The 20,192-nt window shown below is 71.9% G+C and carries 21 protein-coding genes and 1 riboswitch; of the genes, 12 read left to right on the top strand and 9 right to left on the bottom strand.

What is annotated here, in order from left to right:
• The first annotated feature begins 35 nt into the window (after positions 1 to 35).
• Positions 36 to 129, top strand: a riboswitch (TPP riboswitch).
• From thiM to NUV38_RS03680, 4 genes are all read left to right on the top strand, one after another.
• Positions 118 to 906, top strand: coding sequence for a hydroxyethylthiazole kinase (gene thiM, locus NUV38_RS03695; RefSeq protein WP_257727814.1), 789 nt, complete (start codon positions 118 to 120; stop codon positions 904 to 906). It overlaps the preceding riboswitch by 12 nt.
• Positions 903 to 1,559, top strand: coding sequence for a thiamine phosphate synthase (locus tag NUV38_RS03690; protein WP_257727813.1), 657 nt, complete (start codon positions 903 to 905; stop codon positions 1,557 to 1,559). Before thiM ends, NUV38_RS03690 begins: the two co-directional genes overlap by 4 nt.
• Positions 1,556 to 2,359 (top strand): bifunctional hydroxymethylpyrimidine kinase/phosphomethylpyrimidine kinase, encoded by an 804-nt coding sequence (thiD, locus tag NUV38_RS03685; RefSeq protein WP_257727812.1) that lies wholly within the window; start codon positions 1,556 to 1,558, stop codon positions 2,357 to 2,359. The genes NUV38_RS03690 and thiD overlap by 4 nt, the downstream gene beginning before the upstream one ends.
• A complete protein-coding gene (locus tag NUV38_RS03680) occupies positions 2,356 to 3,024 on the top strand; it encodes a TenA family protein (protein WP_257727811.1) in 669 nt (222 codons plus the stop codon). Before thiD ends, NUV38_RS03680 begins: the two co-directional genes overlap by 4 nt.
• Here NUV38_RS03680 and NUV38_RS03675 read toward each other — a convergent pair.
• Positions 3,014 to 4,444 (bottom strand): PLP-dependent aminotransferase family protein, encoded by a 1,431-nt coding sequence (locus tag NUV38_RS03675; protein WP_257727810.1) that lies wholly within the window; start codon positions 4,442 to 4,444, stop codon positions 3,014 to 3,016. The two genes, NUV38_RS03680 and NUV38_RS03675, sit on opposite strands and share 11 nt — an antisense overlap.
• A 120-nt stretch (positions 4,445 to 4,564) precedes the next feature.
• On the opposite strand from NUV38_RS03675, the gene NUV38_RS03670 reads away from it, so the two are divergent.
• Positions 4,565 to 4,717: a hypothetical protein gene (locus tag NUV38_RS03670; RefSeq protein WP_257727809.1), complete on the top strand. Its 153-nt coding sequence runs from the start codon at positions 4,565 to 4,567 to the stop codon at positions 4,715 to 4,717.
• Positions 4,705 to 5,379, top strand: coding sequence for a YitT family protein (locus NUV38_RS03665; RefSeq protein ID WP_257727808.1), 675 nt, complete (start codon positions 4,705 to 4,707; stop codon positions 5,377 to 5,379). Before NUV38_RS03670 ends, NUV38_RS03665 begins: the two co-directional genes overlap by 13 nt.
• Here the strand turns inward: NUV38_RS03665 and NUV38_RS03660 are convergent.
• Entirely contained in the window at positions 5,360 to 5,923 is a 564-nt protein-coding gene (locus NUV38_RS03660) for an O-methyltransferase (RefSeq protein WP_055967188.1), read from the bottom strand. The two genes, NUV38_RS03665 and NUV38_RS03660, sit on opposite strands and share 20 nt — an antisense overlap.
• 541 nt (positions 5,924 to 6,464) lie before the next feature.
• Here NUV38_RS03660 and NUV38_RS03655 point away from each other — a divergent pair.
• The 3 genes from NUV38_RS03655 (at position 6,465) to NUV38_RS03645 (ending at position 10,405) form a co-directional block, all read left to right on the top strand.
• Positions 6,465 to 7,562, top strand: a complete 1,098-nt coding sequence (locus tag NUV38_RS03655) for a 3-isopropylmalate dehydrogenase (RefSeq protein WP_257727807.1) — start codon at positions 6,465 to 6,467, stop codon at positions 7,560 to 7,562.
• Between the two features lie 85 nt (positions 7,563 to 7,647).
• Positions 7,648 to 8,745 (top strand): branched-chain amino acid aminotransferase, encoded by a 1,098-nt coding sequence (locus NUV38_RS03650; protein ID WP_257727806.1) that lies wholly within the window; start codon positions 7,648 to 7,650, stop codon positions 8,743 to 8,745.
• Between the two features lie 211 nt (positions 8,746 to 8,956).
• The gene (locus NUV38_RS03645) at positions 8,957 to 10,405 is read left to right on the top strand and encodes an aspartate ammonia-lyase (protein ID WP_257727805.1); all 1,449 of its coding nucleotides are present in this window, start codon (positions 8,957 to 8,959) and stop codon (positions 10,403 to 10,405) included.
• A 726-nt stretch (positions 10,406 to 11,131) separates the two neighbouring features.
• Here NUV38_RS03645 and NUV38_RS03640 read toward each other — a convergent pair.
• Complete coding sequence (locus NUV38_RS03640; RefSeq protein ID WP_257727804.1) at positions 11,132 to 11,848, bottom strand: hypothetical protein; 717 nt, start codon at positions 11,846 to 11,848, stop codon at positions 11,132 to 11,134.
• A gap of 41 nt (positions 11,849 to 11,889) precedes the next feature.
• On the opposite strand from NUV38_RS03640, the gene cimA reads away from it, so the two are divergent.
• Both cimA and NUV38_RS03630 read left to right on the top strand, forming a co-directional pair.
• Positions 11,890 to 13,467 carry a citramalate synthase gene (gene cimA / locus NUV38_RS03635; RefSeq protein ID WP_257727803.1) on the top strand — a complete coding sequence of 526 codons (1,578 nt, stop codon included), beginning with the start codon at positions 11,890 to 11,892 and terminating at the stop codon, positions 13,465 to 13,467.
• 12 nt (positions 13,468 to 13,479) lie between these two features.
• Positions 13,480 to 14,241 carry a hypothetical protein gene (locus tag NUV38_RS03630; protein WP_257727802.1) on the top strand — a complete coding sequence of 254 codons (762 nt, stop codon included), beginning with the start codon at positions 13,480 to 13,482 and terminating at the stop codon, positions 14,239 to 14,241.
• A gap of 3 nt (positions 14,242 to 14,244) precedes the next feature.
• Here the strand turns inward: NUV38_RS03630 and NUV38_RS03625 are convergent, their stop codons facing one another.
• The 6 genes from NUV38_RS03625 to NUV38_RS03600 are packed head-to-tail and all read right to left on the bottom strand — an operon-like array spanning position 14,245 to position 18,641.
• Entirely contained in the window at positions 14,245 to 14,688 is a 444-nt protein-coding gene (locus NUV38_RS03625) for a GNAT family N-acetyltransferase (protein ID WP_257727801.1), read from the bottom strand.
• Positions 14,689 to 14,697: 9 nt separating this feature from the next.
• A complete protein-coding gene (locus NUV38_RS03620) occupies positions 14,698 to 15,660 on the bottom strand; it encodes a 3-methyladenine DNA glycosylase (protein WP_257727800.1) in 963 nt (320 codons plus the stop codon).
• Complete coding sequence (locus NUV38_RS03615; RefSeq protein WP_257727799.1) at positions 15,657 to 16,046, bottom strand: Fur family transcriptional regulator; 390 nt, start codon at positions 16,044 to 16,046, stop codon at positions 15,657 to 15,659. Before NUV38_RS03615 ends, NUV38_RS03620 begins: the two co-directional genes overlap by 4 nt.
• Positions 16,047 to 16,054: 8 nt before the next feature.
• On the bottom strand, positions 16,055 to 16,888 hold the full coding sequence (locus tag NUV38_RS03610) for a metal ABC transporter permease (RefSeq protein ID WP_257727798.1): 834 nt from the start codon (positions 16,886 to 16,888) through the stop codon (positions 16,055 to 16,057).
• A complete protein-coding gene (locus NUV38_RS03605; RefSeq protein WP_257727797.1) occupies positions 16,888 to 17,661 on the bottom strand; it encodes a metal ABC transporter ATP-binding protein in 774 nt (257 codons plus the stop codon). Before NUV38_RS03605 ends, NUV38_RS03610 begins: the two co-directional genes overlap by 1 nt.
• Positions 17,658 to 18,641 carry a metal ABC transporter substrate-binding protein gene (locus NUV38_RS03600; protein ID WP_257727796.1) on the bottom strand — a complete coding sequence of 328 codons (984 nt, stop codon included), beginning with the start codon at positions 18,639 to 18,641 and terminating at the stop codon, positions 17,658 to 17,660. The genes NUV38_RS03605 and NUV38_RS03600 overlap by 4 nt, the downstream gene beginning before the upstream one ends.
• Before the next feature lie 156 nt (positions 18,642 to 18,797).
• Between NUV38_RS03600 and NUV38_RS03595 the strand changes: the two genes are divergently transcribed.
• Positions 18,798 to 20,186 carry a glycine--tRNA ligase gene (locus NUV38_RS03595; RefSeq protein WP_257727795.1) on the top strand — a complete coding sequence of 463 codons (1,389 nt, stop codon included), beginning with the start codon at positions 18,798 to 18,800 and terminating at the stop codon, positions 20,184 to 20,186.
• Positions 20,187 to 20,192 lie beyond the last annotated feature (6 nt).

Here is a 20,192-nt window from a genome sequence, read left to right as displayed (position 1 = left end):
GCCCCCGTCCGACGGACGGGGGCCTTCGCTATGGTCGTGGACGTCCGGGGTGCCCCGCAGGGGCTGAGATGACACCCGCCGAACCTGATCCGGTTAGCACCGGCGCGAGGGAGACACATGGATCCGACGTCTGCCGTCACCACGGCCCTACGTGAGCGAGCACCTCTGGTGCAGTGCCTCACCAACTTCGTCTCGATGGACCTGACGGCCAACGTGCTGTCCGCGGTGGGCGCGTCGCCCGCCATGGTGCACGATCCTCAGGAGTCCGCCGAGCTGGCCGCGCTCGCCGACGCTGTCTACGTGAACATCGGGACGCCGTCGCCGCGCTGGGCCGACGGCATGCGGCTGGCCGCGGCGCAGGCACGGGCCGACGGCACACCTTGGGTGCTGGACCCGGTGGCGGTGGGTGCCACGCGCTACCGGCGTGAGCTCGTCGACGACCTGCTGCGTCTGCGCCCGACCGTCGTGCGTGCCAATGCGGGGGAGGTGCTGGCGCTGGCCGGCACGGTCGGAGCGTCGCGCGGGGTCGACAGCCTGGCCGACGCGCAGGACGCCCACGTGGCCGCCCGCACCGTCGCCCGCGAGCACGGCTGCGTCGTCGTGGTCAGTGGCCCGGTCGACCTCGTCACCGACGGCGACCGTGCGCTGCACGTCCACGGTGGTCATCGCTGGATGCCGATGATCACCGCGCTCGGCTGTTCCTCGAGCGCCCTCGTGGCGGCGGCCTGTGCCGTCGTCGACGACCCGGTGGCCGCCGCCGCCGGGGCCATGGGGCTGCTGGCCTCCGCCGGGACCTCGGCGGCCGAGGTCGCCGAGGGGCCGGCCAGCCTGCGGGTGTCGATCGTCGACCGCCTCGCCGAGCCCGGGCGGCTCGAGCTGGGCTCCCACGTCCGTCCCGGCGCATGAGGCCCCCGAGGTTCCCCGACCTGCGTCTGTACCTCGTCACCGACCCGTCGTTCGGGTCCGACCTGCGCCGCGTCGTGGTGCCGGCCGTCGAGGGCGGCGTGACGTGCGTGCAGGTGCGGGCGAAGCGCGCGACCGTCGAGGAGCTCACGGCTCAGGTCGAGTCGCTCCGCGACGCGCTGGCGGGGTCGGGCGTTCCGCTCCTGAGCAATGACCACGTGGTCCGGGCCGCTGCCGGAGTGCACGGCGGCGCCGGGGACGCACACCCCACGGTGCTCCGGGCCCAGGTCGGCCCGGACGCCTTCGTCGGGTGGTCCGTGGAGCACCTGGGCCAGCTCGACGACGAGGCTGCGGTGTCGGCGTGCAGCTACGTGGCGGTGAGCCCGGTGCACGACACCGCGACCAAGCGTGACACCGCGCCGCCACTCGGGCTGCGTGGGGTGGCTCACGTGGCGCGTCGCGTCGACGGCCGGCTCCCCGTCGTCGGCATCGGTGGCCTCGACGAGGACAACGCCCGCAGCGCCGTCGCCGCGGGCCTCGACGGCATCGCCGTGGTCCGTGCGATCGGGGGCCAGGCCGACCCGGGTCGGGCCGCGCGGCGGTTGCGGCACGTGGTCGACACCGCCCTGGCCTACCGGGACGGGGGCGTCGCATGAGCCCGCGCGAGCCCGTGGTCCTGACCGTGGCCGGGTCGGACCCGTCGGGAGGCGCCGGGATCCAGGCCGACCTGAAGACCGCGACGGCGCTCGGTGTGTACGGCGCGACCGTGATCACGGCGGTCACCGCGCAGGACACGACCGGCGTCCATGCGGTGCACCCGGTCCCGCTCGACATCGTCCGCGGGCAGCTGCGCTCGGTGCTCGACGACCTGGACGTGCGGGCGGTCAAGGTCGGCATGCTCGGCTCCCCGGCGCTCGTCGCGCTGGTGGCCGACCTGCTCGCCGACGTGCCGAACGTCGTCCTCGACCCGGTCATGGTGTCGACGTCGGGCCACCGCCTGCTGCCCCGGAACGCGCAGGCGGCGATCCGCGACCTGTTGGTCCCGCGCTCGACACTGGTCACCCCGAATCTCCCCGAGGCCGTCGTGCTCACAGGACTGGAGACGGGCGCGGCGCCGGAGCAGCTGGCACGAGGCCTGGTCGGCCTCGGTGCGGGAGCGGCACTCGTCAAGGGAGGCCACGGCTCCGGCGGGTCGAGCGACGACGTGCTGCTCGACTCCGAGGGGCCGACCTGGTTCCGTGCCGAGCGTGTCGCGACGCCGCACACCCACGGCACGGGCTGCACGCTGTCGGCGGCGGTGGCCGCCCACCTCGCCCTGGGCGCCACTCTGCGCGAGGCGGTCGGGTCGGCGAAGGACTACCTGACGGAGGCACTGGTCTCGGGTGCCACCCGTCAGGTGGGCAGCGGCAGGGGTCCGGTCGACCATCTCGTCCGCCTGAGGAAGACGGCGTCATGAGCACCGTGCCGTTCTCGGAGCGGGCGTGGTCGCACGTCGCCGACCGCTACGCCGACATCTGCCGGCACCCGTTCGTGACCGGCCTGGCCGACGGCACGCTGCCGGACCAGATCTTCGCGGGCTACCTGGTCGACGACGCGCACTACCTGGCCGGTTATGCGCGTGCGCTCGCGCGCATCGCCTCACGGCTCGACGACGTCGAGGACGTCGGCACCTGGGCGACCCTCGCCGCCGGAGCCGTGGCGGCCGAGCGGACGCTCCACCTCGGCGAGCTGTCGCGGCGTGGCCTCGACGTCGATGGACGCCCGCCCTCACCGAGCTGCGTCGCCTACCTGGCGATGCTCGCGCAGCACGCCCTCGACTCACCCGTCGAGGTGGCGGTGGCCGCCGTGCTCCCGTGCTTCCGCGTGTACGTCGAGGTCGGCCGCCAGGTGGCTGCAACGGCCGGTGGGCTCGACCGCCACCCCTACGGACCGTGGATCGCCACGTACGACTCGGCGGACTTCGAGGCGTCGGTCAGGCGCGCCGAGCGCACGGCTGACCGACTGGCCGCGGGGTCGACGTTCGAGGGGTCGATGCTCACGGCCTACGCGGCCGCCACCGACCGGGAGTGGCACTTCTGGGACGAGGCGTGGCGTGCGGGGGGTCAAGCCCTCAGGCGATGAGGTCGACCCTCGTGCCGGTCGGCTCGCAGCGTCGACCGGAGACGACGGCCGTCCACGCGCGCGACAGACGCTGGACGGCCTCGACGCCCACGTGCTCGGCGGAGGTGCAGGGCAGCCGGAGCCGACGTTCGCCGGCACTGGGAGCACCGAGCGTGAACCGTGGACCGGGCGTGAGCAGCAGCCCCTCCTGCGCGGCCGCGGCGACGAGCCGGCTCGACGCGCGTGAAGGGAGGCAGACCCAGAGGTTCGGCCCGCCGGGCGGCACCGGCACGTCCCAGTCCGGGAGGTGGGCGGCCAGCGCCTCGACCATGGCGGCCCGCTGTCGGCGCAGTCGCACCACGGCCTCGTCGAACAGGTGCTGGTCGTGGCGAAGCACCTCGGCGGCCACGAGCTGGTCGAACGCGGCGGTGCCGAGGTCGTGTCGCATGCGCGACTGGAGCAGGGCCGTCACGTGACGGCGGGGTGCGCGGATCCAGCCGATCCGCAGTCCACCCCAGAGGACCTTCGACAGGGAGTCGACGACGATCGCGTCCGGGTCGTGCGCGGCGTAGGACGCGGGCAGCCCCTCCCCGGCGAGGTCGAGCCGACGCATGGACTCGTCCACGATCGTGAGCACCTGGTGCCGGCGCAGCGTGTGGGCGAGCCGGAGTCGTGTCTCCACGGGCATGACGGCACCGGTGGGGTTGTGGAAGTCGGGGATCAGGTACGCGGCCTCCACGTGGGGCGCGGCCGCTGCGGCCGCGTCGGCGTCCCACGGGTCCTCGCCGATGGGCAGGGGAGTGGTGCGGTAGCCGAAGCCGGTCAACGACTCGACACCGTGCGGGTAGCTGGTGCCCTCCACGAGCAGGCCGGCACCGGGTCGGCCGAACGTGCGACCGACCAGCGAGATCGCACCCTGTGCCCCGTTGGTGACGATGATCTGGTCCGGGTCCGTCGGCAGGCCTGCGGCGACGTACCCCTCGGCGATCACCTCGCGCAGTGCGGGCAGTCCGTCGGGCAGGTAGCCCGACGTCGTGAGGAGCGACGGGAGCTGCTCGGCGGCGGCGCCGAAGGCGCGGGTGAGGCCGGACGGGCCGGTGGGGGCGGAGAAGGTCAGGGCGATGGTGTCGGGGTCGTCGGGGTCGACGATGAGGCTGCTGGCGGTGGTGGAGCTCGTCGGTACCCGGAGCACGCTGCCGCTTCCCTGGCGGGAGTGGAGCACGCCACGGCGGCGCAGCTCGTCGTACGCGCGGGTCGTGGTGGTGCGACTCAGCCCCATGGCCTGGGCCAGCGAGCGTTCGCTGGGCAGCCGAGTGCCGTCGAGCAGGCGGCCGTCGACGACCAGCAGGCGGATCGTGTCCGCGAGGTTCCGGTAGGCAGGTCCGTCGGGCAACGTCCCGATCATCGCGGCGAGCCGGAAGGCGGAGGTGCTGGGGTCCACGCCACCAGCATGCAGGATGATTGGACCTGACCGAAAGGGCCACTTGGCCCTGAGTGGCTGCGTCCAGGATCCGCCAAGTGGCTCTGGTCGATCAGGCCACCTGCGGTCCAGGCTCGGCTCATGATCACCTTCTGGCTCCTCCTCGTCCTGGTGCCGCTGGCTCTCCTGGGGCTGGCGGCCGGCATGCGTGTCCTGGCCAGCGACGGGCTCGGACTGCGACCGCGTCCGCTCGTCCGCGACGACCAGGAGAGGATGCGCTCATGGCCACGCTGAACCTCGCTCGCGCCCTTCGAGGGCGGCGGATGACGCGTCGGATGGTGCAGCTTGTGATCGGCCTGTGGCTCTACGGGGCCACCATGGCCCTGCTGGTGGAGTCCGGTCTCGGCCTCGACCCCTGGGACGTGTTCCACGAAGGGCTGACGCACCACCTGCCCCTCACGTTCGGCCAGGTGGTGATCCTGGTGGGTGCGGTCCTGCTGCTCCTGTGGGTCCCGCTGCGTCAGCGCCCCGGCATCGGCACGGTGCTCAACGTGGTGCTGATCGGCATCGCCGTCGACGTCACGCTCGCCCTGCTCCCGACGCCCGACGCGCTCGGCGTCCAGGTCGGCTTCCTGCTCGTCGGCGTGGTGGGCAACGGGATCGCCGGGGCCCTCTACATCGGAGCGGACCTCGGGACCGGGCCGCGCGACGGACTCTGGACCGGGATCGTGCGGCGCACCGGTCGCAGCGTGCGGCTCGTGCGGACCAGCCTCGAGGTCACGGTGCTCGTGGTCGGCTTCGTCCTCGGGGGCACCGTGGGTGTCGGCACCGTGCTCTACGCGCTCGCGATCGGTCCCGTGGTGCAGCTGTTCCTGCCGCTCACGCAGGTGCGCCGGCCCGAGCGGCCCGGCGCCTCGGCGCCTGGTCCGGAACCGGTCAACGGCGTGTCGCGATGACGAGGGACGCGCCCTCGTCGATGAGCAGCTCGACCGCGGCGAACCGGTCGTCGGTCAGCCACTGCTCGCGCACCACGTCGACCTGACCGTCGACGATCGGTGGCCAGTGGACCGACGGCACGAAGTCGTCGAGCACCACGATGCCGCCGGGCTGCATCAGGTCGGCCAGCACGTCGATCTGCTCCATGACCTCGCGCACGTCGACGAACAGCAACGAGAACGGGGCGTACTGCTCGAGCGTCGACCAGTCGCCCGCGACGATCTCGACGTTGTCGACGTCGGCGAAGATCTTCTGGACGTCGCCCGCGAGGGAGGGATCGAGCTCGGCGCTCACGATCCTGGCGGCCTTGGGTGCGCCGCTGGACAGCCAGGCCGAGCCGACGCCGGTGCCGGTGCCCAGCTCGGCGAGCGTGCCCTCGCGAGACGCGGCGAGCGCCGCCAGGAGCCGGCCCGTCTCGTGGCGGGTCGACGTGATGAACCCCCGCTGACGGGCGAGGTCGAGCGACCGCGCCACGAGGTCGGGGATCTGCGAAGGAGCGCTCACCTCGCCAGTCTGGCACCCGCGCGCGCGGCGCCCACCTCCGCCGTCTCATCGGGCGAGACACGCGGGGCAACCTGCCCTGCGGTCGACGTGGCTGCCCGTACCCTGGTCCCATCATGCGGAAGCAGCTCGTAGTCATCGCTTGCCGCGGCAGGGCCTCGTAGGGCCCACCCTGCCGCGGAGTTTGGCGTTTGGCCCGACTGTTCCGCCGCAGGCTTGAATCGCCTCGCACGGGGATCACGACCTGATTCCCTCTCCTGATCCATCCGATCACCCTCGGATGTCGTCGCCCGTGGAGCAGTCGGACCGGTGCCGGACCCGCCCATCGTCCCGATGGAACCCGTCCGTCCGATTCAGCACGACCTCAGGAGAGACCATGAACAGCTACCCGATCGAGTGGGGACCCGCCCACCTGCGCGACGACGCCGTGACCCCCGCCGCCGAGCCGTCCGAGCGTCCCGACGACAACTGATGACGGCCCCGCGACGTCCATTCTCTGGGACCGCGGTTTCAGATCATGAGACGCGGCTTCTAGGATGAGGCCATGACGCGCTCCTACTCGCTCGCCGTCGTCCCCGGCGACGGCATCGGTCCCGAAGTCACCACGCAGGCCCTCACGGTGCTGGGCGCCGTGGCGGCCCAGCACGACCTGTCGTTCGACACGGTCGAGTACGACCTGGGTGCGCGCCGCTACCACGCCACCGGAGAGACCCTCCCGGACACGGTGCTGGAGGAGATCCGCGGCCACGACGCGATCCTGCTCGGCGCCGTGGGCGATCCGAGCGTCCCGTCGGGCGTGCTCGAGCGAGGACTGCTGCTGCGGCTGCGCTTCGAGCTCGACCACTACGTCAACCTGCGGCCCAGCACGCTGTACCCCGGCGTCCCCACGCCGCTCGGACCCCAGGTCACCGACCGCGGGCCGATCGACTTCGTGGTCGTGCGCGAGGGGACCGAGGGGCCGTACGTCGGCAACGGCGGGGCCATCCGCGTGGGCACGCCGCACGAGCTGGCGACCGAGGTGAGCGTGAACACCGCCTTCGGCGTGGAGCGTGTGGTGCGCGACGCGTTCGCCCGAGCACAGGCGCGTCCGCGCAAGAAGCTCACGCTCGTGCACAAGAACAACGTGCTCGTGCACGCCGGTCACCTCTGGAGCCGCACCGTCGACGCCGTCGGCCAGGAGTTCCCGGAGGTGAGCGTCGACTACCTGCACGTCGACGCCGCCACGATCTTCCTCGTGACCGACCCGGGGCGCTTCGACGTGATCGTCACCGACAACCTGTTCGGCGACATCCTCACCGACCTCGCGGCCGCGGTCACCGGTGGCATCGGCCTGGCGGCGAGCGGCAACGTGAACCCCGACCGCACGGCTCCGAGCATGTTCGAGCCGGTGCACGGGTCCGCGCCCGACATCGCGGGTCAGTCCAAGGCCGACCCGACGGCGGCCATCCTGTCGGGCGCGCTGCTGCTCGAGCACCTCGGCCACCCCGAGGCCGCCCACCAGATCAGCCAGGCCGTCGAGGCCGACATCGCTGCTCGTGGGGCGGGCGCCCACGACGCCGCCCCGCGCAGCACCGAGGAGGTGGGGGAGGCCATCGCCGCGCGCGCCAGCGCGGCAGCGGCCGAGGGCGTAGCGGTGGGCTGACCCCCACCGCGAGCCCCGTCGGGGACCCCACGGGGCCCCCGAGGGGCCGTGCCCCCTCGACCCCGGAAGGACTACCGTGTCCAGCATGACCACCGCACCGTTCGCCAGCACCCTCGAGCTCAACCAGGCTGCCCGGACGGACGCCGAACGGGAGGCGATCCTCGCCTCGCCGGGCTTCGGCAACCACTTCACCGACCACATGTTCCTCACCGAGTGGACGCCCGAGGCCGGCTGGCACGACGCGCGCGTCGTGCCCTACGGTCCGCTGCAGCTCGACCCCGCGACCGCGGTCCTTCACTACGCGCAGGAGATCTTCGAGGGGCTCAAGGCCTACGCGTGGGCCGACGGCTCGATCCGGGTGTTCCGCCCCGAGCAGAACGCGGCGCGGCTCCAGCGCTCGGCGCACCGGCTCGCGCTGCCCCAGCTGCCCGAGGACTGGTTCCTCGGCTCCATCAGCGCGCTGGTCGAGGCCGACCGCGGCTGGGTGCCCCAGGGTGGCGAGACGAGCCTGTACCTGCGTCCGTTCATGTTCGCCTCCGAGGTCTTCCTCGGGGTCCGTCCGAGCCAGCACGTCACGTACTGCGTCATCGCCTCACCGGCCGGTGCGTACTTCCCCGGCGGGGTCGAGCCGGTCTCCATCTGGCTGTCCTCGGAGTACTCGCGCGCCGGTGCGGGCGGCACGGGCGCGGCCAAGTGCGGCGGCAACTACGCCGCGAGCCTGCTCCCGCAGCAGGAGGCCACCGCGCACGGTTGCCAGCAGGTCGCCTTCCTGGACTCGGTCGAGCACCGCTGGGTCGAGGAGCTCGGAGGGATGAACCTGTACTTCGTCCAGTCCGACGGGTCGATCGTCACCCCCGAGCTCTCGGGCTCGATCCTCGAGGGCATCACCCGCGACTCGATCCTCCAGATCGCCCGCGACCTCGGCCACGAGGTCGTCGAGCGCCGGGTGAGCATCGAGGAGTGGCGCGAGGGCACCGCCGACGGCACCATCACCGAGGTCTTCGCGTGCGGCACCGCGGCCGTCGTCACGCCCGTGGGCGTGCTCAAGTGGGACGGCGGCGAGGCGGTCGCCGGCGATGGCGGGGCCGGCAAGGTCACCCTCGACATCCGCTCCGCCCTCGTCGACGTGCAGTACGGCCGCGCCGAGGACCGGCACGGCTGGATGCGGCGCACGGCTCGCTAGCGCTCCCCGTCCCGGCGACTGCGTCGCCGCCGCGCTCCGCGCGGGCGCCTGTCCTCCCTGCGCTCGGACCTGTGGGCGGGTCGACCGTCCGTGGGATGCTCGTGTGATGAGATGGGTGTGACCACGGTCACCTGCGGCGATCCCGCGACGTGACCCACGAGAACCAGCGGCGGACCCCACCCTCGGCCCGTCCCTGCGACGGAAGGACGACATGACGCTCTCGACCAGCCGGGCTGCGGAGCAGCCGGCGGCACCGGACGGCACCACGCGACGCGAGCACGACCTCATCGGCGACCGCGACGTCCCCGTCGACGCCTACTGGGGCGTCCACACGCTGCGTGCCACCGAGAACTTCCCGATCACCGGCATCCCGATCGGCCAGAGCCCGTTCCTGATCGAGGCGCTCGCGGCGGTCAAGCAGGCCGCCGCGACCACCAACCACCAGCTCGGGCTGCTCGACGACGAGCGCTTCCGTGCCATCGAGCAGGCGTGCGAGGAGATCAGGGCAGGGGAGCTGCACGACCAGTTCGTCGTCGACGTCATGCAAGGTGGCGCGGGCACGTCCACGAACATGAACGCCAACGAGGTCATCGCCAACCGCGCGCTCGAGATCCTGGGCCACACCAAGGGTGACTACGCCCGGATCCACCCCAACGAGCACGTCAACCTGAGCCAGTCCACCAACGACGTGTACCCGACGGCCGTCAAGATCGCGATCATCCTGGCGACCCACTCCCTGCTCGACGCGATGCTGGTGCTGCAGGCGTCGTTCGCCGCGAAGGCCGAGGAGTTCCGCGGGGTGCTGAAGATGGGTCGCACCCAGCTGCAGGACGCGGTCCCGATGACGCTCGGCCAGGAGTTCTCCACCTACGCGGTGATGCTCGGCGAGGACCACAGCCGCCTCACCGAGGCGGTGGCGATGCTGCACGAGATCAACCTCGGTGCCACGGCGATCGGCACCCAGCTCAATGCGCCGGTCGGCTACGTGCCCATCGCCTGCGAGCACCTGGCGCGCATGACCGGGCTGCCGCTCGTGAGCGCCGTCGACCTCATCGAGGCCACGCAGGACTGCGGCGCGTTCGTCCAGCTGTCGGGCGTGCTCAAGCGGGTCGCGGTGAAGATCAGCAAGATCTGCAACGACCTGCGCCTGCTCTCGTCGGGTCCGCGAGCGGGTCTCAACGAGATCAACCTGCCGGCGGTGCAGGCCGGCTCGAGCATCATGCCCGGCAAGGTGAATCCGGTGATCCCCGAGGTGGTCAACCAGGTGGCGTTCCAGGTCATCGGCATGGACGTCACGGTCACGATGGCGGCCGAGGGTGGTCAGCTGCAGCTCAACGCCTTCGAGCCGGTCATCTGCTACTCCCTGTCGTCGGGCATCTACCGCATGCGCGAGGCCATGCTGGTGCTCGCGCGTCGCTGCGTCGACGGGATCACCGCCAACGAGGAGCTGCTGCGCCAGGAGGTCGAGAACTCGATCGGCCTCGTCACCGCCCTCAACCCGTTCATCGGGTACGCCGCGGCCACCGAGGTCGCGATGGAGGCGCTGGCGACTGGCCGCGGCGTGGCCGAGCTGGTGCTGGAGAAGAAGCTGCTCCCGCCGGAGCAGCTGCACGCGATCCTGCAGCCCGAGGTGCTTGCCAACCTGACGCCTCGCGCCTGACCGACGTCCTGCGGGTGTGCTGCCTGCGGTCGTCGTGGACCTGCCGTCGCGCTGCCTCGGCTCACGCCGGGGTCGGCCTCCGAAAGGGCCTCGACCGGGCGGCTGGGTGGGTGCTGGTCCGGCGTTGCGGGGTCCGGTCTGGTGCTGGGGGTGACGCACGATTCTTCTTTTGCGCGTGATCGGCGCAAGATTCTTCGTTCGTGCGTGCCATCGGTGGATCCTCCACCGCAGACGCCCCGCAGAAGTTGAGGATCCACCGATGACGAGGGCGCAGGGTCAGGGATTCTTCCTTCTCGTGGACCGGTCCACGAGAAGGAAGAATCCCTGCCACCCCGCGCAGCAGGCGGCCACGATGCTGCGTTCACGTGCACAGGCCCGAACGATGCTGCGTTCACGACCGGATCCCGACACGAACGCAGAAGCGTTCGACCTCCCGCGCACGAAAGCAGAATCCTGCGTCCCCCACGCGCGAACGCAGAATCCTGCGTCCCCCACGCGCAAACGAAGAATCGTGCGTCCACCCCAGCACGCGCCACAGTCCGAGAACCCGGACCGCCTCCCGCGCCAGCCGCCCGGTCGAGGCCCTCTCGGAGGCCGACCCCGGCGTGAGCCGAAGAAGCGCAGCAGCGAACCGAAGTCCCCGCAAGCAGCGCAGCAGCGAGCCGAAGCCCCCGCAGGCAGCGCAGCGGGTCCACGATCCCGCAGGCACCGCAGCGGGCGATCGACCTACACGAACAACGTGGTCGCGGGGTCCTCGAGCAGCTCGACGCCCAGGACGTGGTCGTCGGGGACGTAGTCGATGGAGATCCGGATGCCCCGGTCGCGTGGGGTCACGTCCGCCTGCGGGTCGCCCAGGCCGAACGCGATGTCGCTCAGCGTGATCGTGGCCTCTCCGACGGGGTCCTGCGCCGGCCACTCCGCGATCAGCCGGTGCACGAGCCCGGCGAGCACCGCGCTCGACATCGCCCGGTCGATGCGGTGCTCCGCGCCGCGTCCGTCGGGCACGGTGCCGCGCACGCGGACCTCCGGTAGGCCGAACTGGGCCAGTCCGTCGGTCACGAGGTCACCGTCGAGCAGAGCCGCGTGGTCCAGCACGTACCACTGGGCTGCGTGCGCGAGGGAGACCTGCTCGCTCGTCAGCTCCACCACGCGCGGCGTCAGCAGCTCCACCACCACACCGTCGTGCCGGGCGGCCATCTCGAGGGCCTGGATGCGGGCGTCGCGCGCGGCGGCGGCGGCGGTCTCGACCGGTGCCTGGCTCTGCAGCACGACCTGGTGGGGGCACCGCTCGAGGCGGGCGAGGCCGACCTGCGAGGTCCCGTGCGCGCGCAGGAGCGCCGCGTTCGGGAGGGGCAGGTGGTCCTCGTGCTCGAGGGGCTCCGGCGTCATCACCGCATACATCCACTCGCACGTGGTGGGCACCGGCACGGGTCGAGAGGTCATAGCCGTCCATCCTAGGTCGGGCGCCGACTAGACTGGCGCGTGTGATCAGCGACGAGTTCCACGTCTACGACACCACGATGCGCGACGGTGCCCAGCAGGAGGGTCTCAACCTCTCCGTGCAGGACAAGATGCACGTGGCGCGCCACCTCGACGACCTCGGGGTGGGGTTCATCGAGGGCGGTTGGCCGGGCTCGAACCCGAAGGACACGGAGTTCTTCGCGCTGGCCGCGAAGGAGCTCGAGCTGCAGAACGCCACGCTCACCGCGTTCGGCGCCACGCGCCGCGCCGGCGTTGCCGCCGCCGACGACCCGCTCGTCGCCGCTCTCCGGGACTCGGGAGCCTCCGTGGTCACGCTCGTGGCCAAGAGCCACGACCGGCACGTCGAGCTGGCCCTGCGCACCACCCTCGAGGAGAACCTCGCCATGGTGCGCGACACCGTGGCCCACCTGCGCGCCGAGGGGCAGCGGGTCTTCGTCGACTGCGAGCACTTCTTCGACGGGTACGCGGCGAACCGCGACTACGCGCTGCAGGTCGTCGCCGAGGCGGCGGCCGCCGGGGCCGACGTGGTGGTGCTCTGCGACACGAACGGCGGCATGCTTCCCCACCAGGTGGAGGAGGTCGTGGCCGACGCGCTCGGGGTCGGGGCGCGTCTGGGCATCCATGCGCACAACGACACGGGCTGTGCCGTCGCGAACTCGATGGCGGCCGTGCGAGCCGGTGCCACGCACCTTCAGGGCTGCATCAACGGCTACGGCGAGCGCACCGGCAACGCCGACCTCGTCACGTCCGTGGCCAACCTCGAGCTGAAGCTCGGCATGAGCGTGCTGCCCGACGGCGCGCTCGCCGACGCCACGCGCATCGCCCATGCCGTCGCGGAGATCACCAACTACCCGCCGTCGGCGCGTCAGCCCTACACCGGGGTCTCGTCGTTCGCGCACAAGGCGGGCCTGCACGCCAGCGCCATCCGGGTCGACCCCGACCTGTACCAACACATCGACCCGGCGCTGGTCGGCAACGACATGCGCCTCCTGGTCTCGGAGATGGCCGGCCGAGCCACCATCGAGCTCAAGGGTCGCGAGCTCGGCTACGACGTGGCTGCCGACGCCGGCCGGCTCGCGCGGGTCACCGACCGGGTCAAGGCGATGGAGCAGCAGGGCTACACGTTCGAGGCCGCCGACGCGTCCTTCGAGCTGCTCCTCGCCGAGGAGATGGAGGGCGGCCGCCCCTCCTACTTCGACGTCGAGTCCTGGCGCGTGCTGGCCGAGTCGGCCCGGGGCACGGAGGCGACCGTCAAGCTCCGCGCGGCCGGACAGCGGCTGGCCGTCATCGGTGAGGGCAACGGCCCGGTGAACGCCCTCGACCACGCCCTGCGCCAGGCCATCGAGCGGCTCTACCCCGACGTCGCGCGGTTCCACCTCATCGACTTCCGGGTGCGCATCCTCGACCAGGGCCACGGGACCGACGCCGTCACACGGGTGCTCATCGAGACGTCCGACGGTCAGGACTCCTGGGTCACGGTGGGCGTGGGAGCCAACATGATCGAGGCCTCGTGGGAGGCCATGGTCGACGCTCTCACGTACGGGCTGCGCCGCCACGGTGTCCCGGTCGGCAGTGCCTGAGGAGCGAGCGGCGTGACCCGGGGCCGCCTCCTCGCGCTGGTCCTCGCGCCGACGCTCGTCCTCGGGCTGGTGATCGGTGGGTTCGTCGTGGTCGACGCCCGGGCACGTCAGGCGGACGTGGAGCGGGCCGACGACGTCGCCCAGAAGTACGCCGGCGAGGCGGCCGGCTTCCGTGCCGCGCTCGTGAAGGACCTGGAGGCCGTCGACGCGGCCGATCCGACCGACGTCGCCGAGGTGATCGAGGCGCGCGGTGACGACCTGCCGGAGCTGGCGTCGGCACCCGAGCGCGGCGAGTCGGGGTCGAGCGCCTACGCCGCAGCGCGCCAGGACGTGGTGACCCTGCGCGAGTCGTGGCAACGGCTGGGCGACGTGGTCGACGTCTCCGTCGACGCCCGGGCCTTCGTGCTGGCCGCGAACCGTGCCCTCGACCTGAACCCGGCCGAGCTCGCGCCGCCGACCGTGGTCACGAGTGGCGATCCGCTGCGGACGCAGCTGCTGCCGCCGATGCGCTCGGCCCTCGCCACGTTCGAGTCCACGGACGCGCCGGAGGCCGCCACGCCCGCTCGCGACGCCGTGCGCGCCGCCTTGCAGCACGTGGTCACCGAGGCCGAACGGCTCGCCGCCCGCCTCGACGCCGGGCAGGGTGGGAGCTTCCAGTACGCCGAGCAGTACACCGCGGCGCGCGCGGCCGTTCGTCAGTACGCCGACGGTGTGCGCGCCGACCTGCGTGAGGCGCTCGACGCGGTCGTGGCCGACTCCACGGTCGTGGGCTGAGCGTCACGTACCCGGCGCGCGGCGCATCGGGACGTGGTCGATCCCGGCCTCGAGGAAGTTCTCGCCGCACCGTTCGAAGCCGAAGCCGGCGTACCAGTCGTGCAGGTACGCCTGGGCGCCGAGCCGGATCTCGGCGTCGCCCCACCGGTCGAGCACCTCGCGCAGGAGCCGGCTCGACAGGCCTTGCCCGCGGCTGTCGGAGCGCGTGGCCACGCGGCCGACCTTGCGCACGCCAGCGTCGGTGACGTAGGTCCGCAGGTAGCTGGTGGGTCCGGCCTCGTCGGCGTACCAGAGGTGGGTGCACGTCGGGAGCAGGTCGATGCCGTCGACGTCGGGCTCGTCGCACTGCTGCTCCACCGCGAAGACGGCGTCACGGATCTTCCAGATCGCGTAGACCTCCGCGGCGGTCAGGGCGTCACCGGCGCGGATGATGGGGAGGTCGGCCACCCGATGAGCCTAGTACCGGCGAGGACCGTCGATCCGCGACGGCGGGGGATTCGACGGCGGGGGTGGCGGCTCCTGGCCCGGAGCGTCGAGCGCGGGGTGGGCGAGGAGTCGGTCGACGTGGTCGAGCAGGGTCCGGCGCAGTGGCTCGGCCCGGTCGGCGACCGCCCGTTGACGCCGCACGTACTCCGCCTTGCCCTCGGGAGTCTCGATCGCGATCGGCTCCAGCCCGAAGGCGCTCACGTCGTAGGGAGAGGCCTGCATGTCGACCGCGCGGATCTCGAGGGCCAGCTCGAAGGCGTCGAGCACCACCGTCGACTCCACGAACGGCAGCAGCCGGAAGGCGATGCGGTACAGGTCCATGTTGGCGTGGAGGCAGCCCGGCTGCTCCTGGTCGAGCTGGTGCTCGCGACCGAGGTGCTGGGCGTTCAGCGGAGCAGCCTGCGGCGTGAAGAAGCGAAACGCGTCGACGTGGGTGCACGCGAGGGGGTGGGACTCCACGACCGCGTCGGTGCCGGAGCGGCCGAGGCGCAGCGGGAGGTCGTGGCGCGGCTGCTCGGCGCGGTAGACCATGGCCCACTCGTGGAGCCCGAAGCAGCCCCACCGAGCCGGTCGGTCGAGGGTGGCCGCCAGCAGGGAGCGGGTCCAGCGCAGCCCGACCGCGCGCGACGTCAGGCGCTGCGCGTCCACGGTCGTCACCCCCTCGTGGGTGACGTAGGCGCCGAGGCCGGCGTGCGACGGGGCGTGGAGGAGTCCGGTGCCGAGTCCGGGGTGCCAGCGCTCGAGCTGGCCGGGGGAGAGGTTGTAGTACTCGAACAGGAAGTCCACCACGGGGTGCGGCTCACGCCGTTCGCGTCGCAGCAGGTGCGGCGCGGTCCAACGACGAGCTCGCTCGCGGTGGGCCAGTGCGAGGGGCTGCCATCGCTCCGGAGGCAGCGTCGTGGCAGGGAGCGTCGTGCTGGGGAACGTGGTCACCGTGAGCAGTCGACGCAGGTGCCGAAGATCTCCAGCGTGTGCTCGACGTCGGTGAAGCCGTTCTCCGACGCCACCTTGGTGGCCCACGACTCGACCGCGGGGCCGGCCACCTCGACGGCGCGACCGCACGAGCGGCAGACCAGGTGGTGATGGTGGTCACCGGCCTCGCAGCGGCGGTAGAGCACCTCGCCGTCGTTGCCACGCAGGGCGTCGACCTGCTCGGCGTCGACCAGGGCCTGGAGGTTGCGGTACACCGTGGACAGGCCGACCTTCTCGCCACGCTGGCCCAGCTCGCCGTGGATCTGCTGGGCGCTGGCGAATCCCTCCAGCTCGTCGAGCACCGCGCTGACGGCGCGGCGCTGCCTGGTGTTGCGTACGTCGACCATGGTCCTCCTCAGGGCGAGCGTACCGACCGGCGCCGGAGCCCGACGGACACTCCCCGCAGGACCGCGGCGAGGGCGAACGCCACGAGGGCGAGAAGCACGATCGTCGGGCCGGGCGCGGTGTCGGCCTCGAAGCTGACGACCACGCCGGAGACCGCGGTGACCAGTCCGATGGCCATCGCAGCCAGGTGCGTGGAGCGGAAGCTCCGGCTGACCTGCTGCGCTGCGGCCACCGGCACCACCATTAGGGCCGAGACCAGGAGCAGCCCGACGGTGCGCATGGCGACCGTGATGGTCGCCGCGGCGAGCACCGCGATGAGCACGCCGTACAGCCGCACGGGAACACCGCACACGCGGGCGTGCTCCTCGTCCTGGCAGACCGCGAACAGCTGGGGCGCGAGGAGAAGGCACAGGGCCACCACGACGACGCCCAGCACCGAGACGATGGTGACGTCGGACGGCGTGACCGTCGTGATGGAGCCGAAGAGGTACCGGTTCAGCGTGGCGGCACCCTCGCCGGCGAGGCCGATCAGCAGCACGCCTCCGGCGATGCCGCCGTAGAAGAGCATCGCCAGGGCGACGTCGCCGCTCGTGCGGGTGAACGTGCGCAGCACCTCGATGAGCACGGCCCCCAGCACCGCCACGACGAGGGCGGTCAGGAGTGGCGCGGTGCCGGTGAGCAGGCCGATCGCCACGCCCGTGAGCGCCACGTGGCCGAGGCCGTCGCCGAGCAGCGCGAGGCGTCGCTGCACCATGTAGGTGCCGATGGCGGGAGCGGCCAGGCCGGTGAAGACGGCGGCGACGATCGCCAGCCGCATGAACTCGTAGTCGAGGATCTGGAGCATCACCACACCCCTTCCTCGGGGAGCGGCCGGAGGCGACCGGGCTGGGCGGAGTGCGGGTGGGCGTCGCCGTGGTGCTCCTGGTGGGCCCCCGCTACGTGGTCGTCGACGGGTCCGTCGTGGACGACTCGGCCGTGGTCGAGGACGACGGCTCGGTCGATCAGGGGGAGCATCGGGCCCAGCTCGTGGGCCACCAGCAGCACGGTGGTGCCGTCGGCGGCGAGGTCGGCCAGCAGCCCCGCGAGGTCCTGCGTGTGGTGGGCGTCGACGCCTGCGGTGGGCTCGTCCATGACCAGGAGGTCGGGCTCACCGGCGAGCGCCCGGGCGATCGAGACCCGCTGCTGCTGCCCGCCGGAGAGCTCCACGAGCGGGGACCCGGCACGGTGGGCGAGTCCGACGCTCTCGAGCGCCGTCGTCACGGCCTCCCGGTCGGTACGACGGGGGAGTCCGAACCGGGGACGGCGCGACAGCCGACCGCTCGCGACGACCTCGCGGACGGTGGCGGGGACACCCGCCACGGCCGCCGACCGCTGGGGCACGTAGCCGATGCGCTGCCAGCCGTGGAACCCGTCGAGGGGCTCGCCGAACAGCTCGATGGTGCCGGTCGCCGGCACGAGCCCGACGGCGGCGCGGACGAGGGTCGACTTGCCCGAGCCGTTGGAGCCCAGCAGCGTGACGAACTCACCCTGCGCGACCTCCAGGTCGACGTGGCGCAGCACCGGGTCCCCGCCGAGCGTGACGTCGACGCCACGCATCAGGAGCGGAGGGTGTGTCATGAGCAGTCGTTGGCCTTCTGCAGGGTGGCGAGGTTGGTGCGCATGATCGAGAGGTAGTCCTCGTCGGACGTCGCCTTGGTGAGTCCCTCGATCGGGTCGAGCGTAGCCGTCTCGACCCCGGCTTCGCGGGCCACGGTGTTCGCCACGGCAGGGCTCACGAGCGTCTCGGTGAAGACGGTGGTGATGCCGTCGGTCCTGACCAGGTCCGAGATCGTGGCGAGCTGGGCGGCGGACGGCTCCGTGCCGGGGTCGATGCCGGCGATCGGGATCTGCGTCAGGTCGTAGGCCTGGGCGAGGTAGGCGAAGGCGGCGTGGCTCGTCACGATGTCACGGACCTTGCAGTCGGCGAGCCCGGTCGTCAGGTCCTCGTCGAGGGTCGTCAGGTCCTCGACGAGCGCGGCGGCGTTGGCGCGGTACTCGTCGGCGTGGTCGGGGTCGATCTCGACCAGCGCGTCGCGCACGTGCTCGGTGACCGGGACGAGGTTGGTCGGGTCGAGCCACAGGTGCGGGTCGACCCCGCCGTGGTCGTGCCCGTGGTCGTGCCCCTCGTGCTCGTCGCCCTCCTCGTGCGCGTGCTCGTCACCGTCCTCGTGGGAGTGGTCCTCTCCCTCCTCCTCGGACTCCTCGATGAGCGTCACGCCCTCGGCGGAGTCGACGGTGGTGCCCGCGGCGCGGTCGGCCTGCTCGACGGCCTCGTCGACCGCCGTCTGGAACTGGCTCTGGTAGACGACCAGGTCGGCGTCCTGCACCGCGGCGACCTGCCGCGGGCTCAGCTCCAGGTCGTGCGGCTCCCCACCGGGGGCGGTCAGGTTGGTGACCTCGGCGCGGTCACCGGCGACGCGCTCGGTGACGAACTGGACGGGGTAGAACGACGTGACGACCGAGACGTCGTCGGTGCTCCCTCCGGAGCTGCCGCACCCGGCCAGCACGAGAGCACAGGACGACAGCAGGACGGCGGGGCGCACGAGGGAGAACGTCATGGGAACGATTCTCAAGAGTCGCGGGAACGATTGTCAAATCGTCACCGTGTCGACCCCGTCACAACCGGCGTGGGTACGCTGAGGCCCACTCGGGCGCGCGCGACCACGGACGCACGCACGGCCCGCCGACACCCAGCCGGAACGGAGCGCCTCACCATGGCCACGAGCCTCATCGACACCGTCATCTCCCTCTGCAAGCGCCGGGGATTCGTCTACCAGTGCGGCGAGATCTACGGCGGCACGAAGTCGGCCTGGGACTACGGGCCGCTCGGCACCGAGCTCAAGGAGAACATCAAGCGTCAGTGGTGGCGCTCGATGGTGCAGGGCCGTGACGACGTCGTCGGCCTCGACTCCTCGGTCATCCTTCCCACGTCCGTCTGGGAGGCTTCGGGCCACCTCGCCGCGTTCGTCGACCCGCTCGTCGAGTGCCTCTCGTGCCACCGCCGGTACCGCCAGGACCACCTGCAGGAGGCCTACGCGGAGAAGAAGGGTCTGGCCGACCCCGACGCCGTGTCCATGAGCGACCTCGTGTGCGCCAACTGCGGCACCAAGGGCCAGTGGACCGAGCCGCGCATGTTCAACGGCCTGCTCAAGACCTACCTCGGTCCGGTGGAGTCCGAGGAGGGCCTGCACTACCTGCGTCCGGAGACCGCGCAGGGCATCTTCGTGAACTTCGCGCAGGTCATGACCACCTCGCGCAAGAAGCCGCCGTTCGGCATCGGGCAGATCGGCAAGAGCTTCCGCAACGAGATCACACCGGGCAACTTCATCTTCCGCACCCGCGAGTTCGAGCAGATGGAGATGGAGTTCTTCGTCGAGCCCGGGACGGACGAGGAGTGGCACGAGCGCTGGCTCGAGACGCGCATGGGCTGGTACACCGGCCTCGGCGTGGATCCCGAGAACCTGCGCTTCTACGAGCACCCCGCCGAGAAGCTCTCGCACTACTCCAAGCGCACCGTCGACATCGAGTACCGCTTCCGCTTCCAGGGCTCGGAGTGGGGCGAGCTGGAGGGTGTGGCCAACCGCACCGACTTCGACCTGCGGACGCACAGCGAGCACTCCGGCAAGGACCTGTCGTACTTCGACCAGGCCACGGGCGAGCGCTACACGCCGTACGTGATCGAGCCCGCGGCCGGCGTCAACCGCTCGATGATGGCCTTCCTCGTCGACGCCTACGCCGAGGACGAGGCCCCCAACACGAAGGGTGGCGTGGACAAGCGCACGGTGCTGCGCCTCGACCCGCGGCTCGCCCCGGCCAAGGCCGCGGTGCTCCCGCTGTCGCGCAACGAGCAGCTGTCGCCCACCGCCCGCGGGCTGGCCGAGGAGCTGCGCGGCTTCTGGAACGTGGAGTTCGACGACGCCGCCGCGATCGGCAAGCGGTACCGCCGCCAGGACGAGATCGGCACGCCGTTCTGCATCACGGTCGACTTCGACACCCTCGACGACCAGGCCGTCACGATCCGTGACCGTGACACGATGCAGCAGGAGCGGGTGGGTCTCACCCAGGTGCGCGAGTGGCTCGCGGCGCGCCTGCCCGGGTGCTGATCCCCG

It is taken from the genome of Aeromicrobium sp. 50.2.37 (assembly GCF_024655735.1).
GTDB lineage: Bacteria > Actinomycetota > Actinomycetes > Propionibacteriales > Nocardioidaceae > Aeromicrobium.
This window is presented reverse-complemented; position numbering and strand designations above follow the sequence as displayed.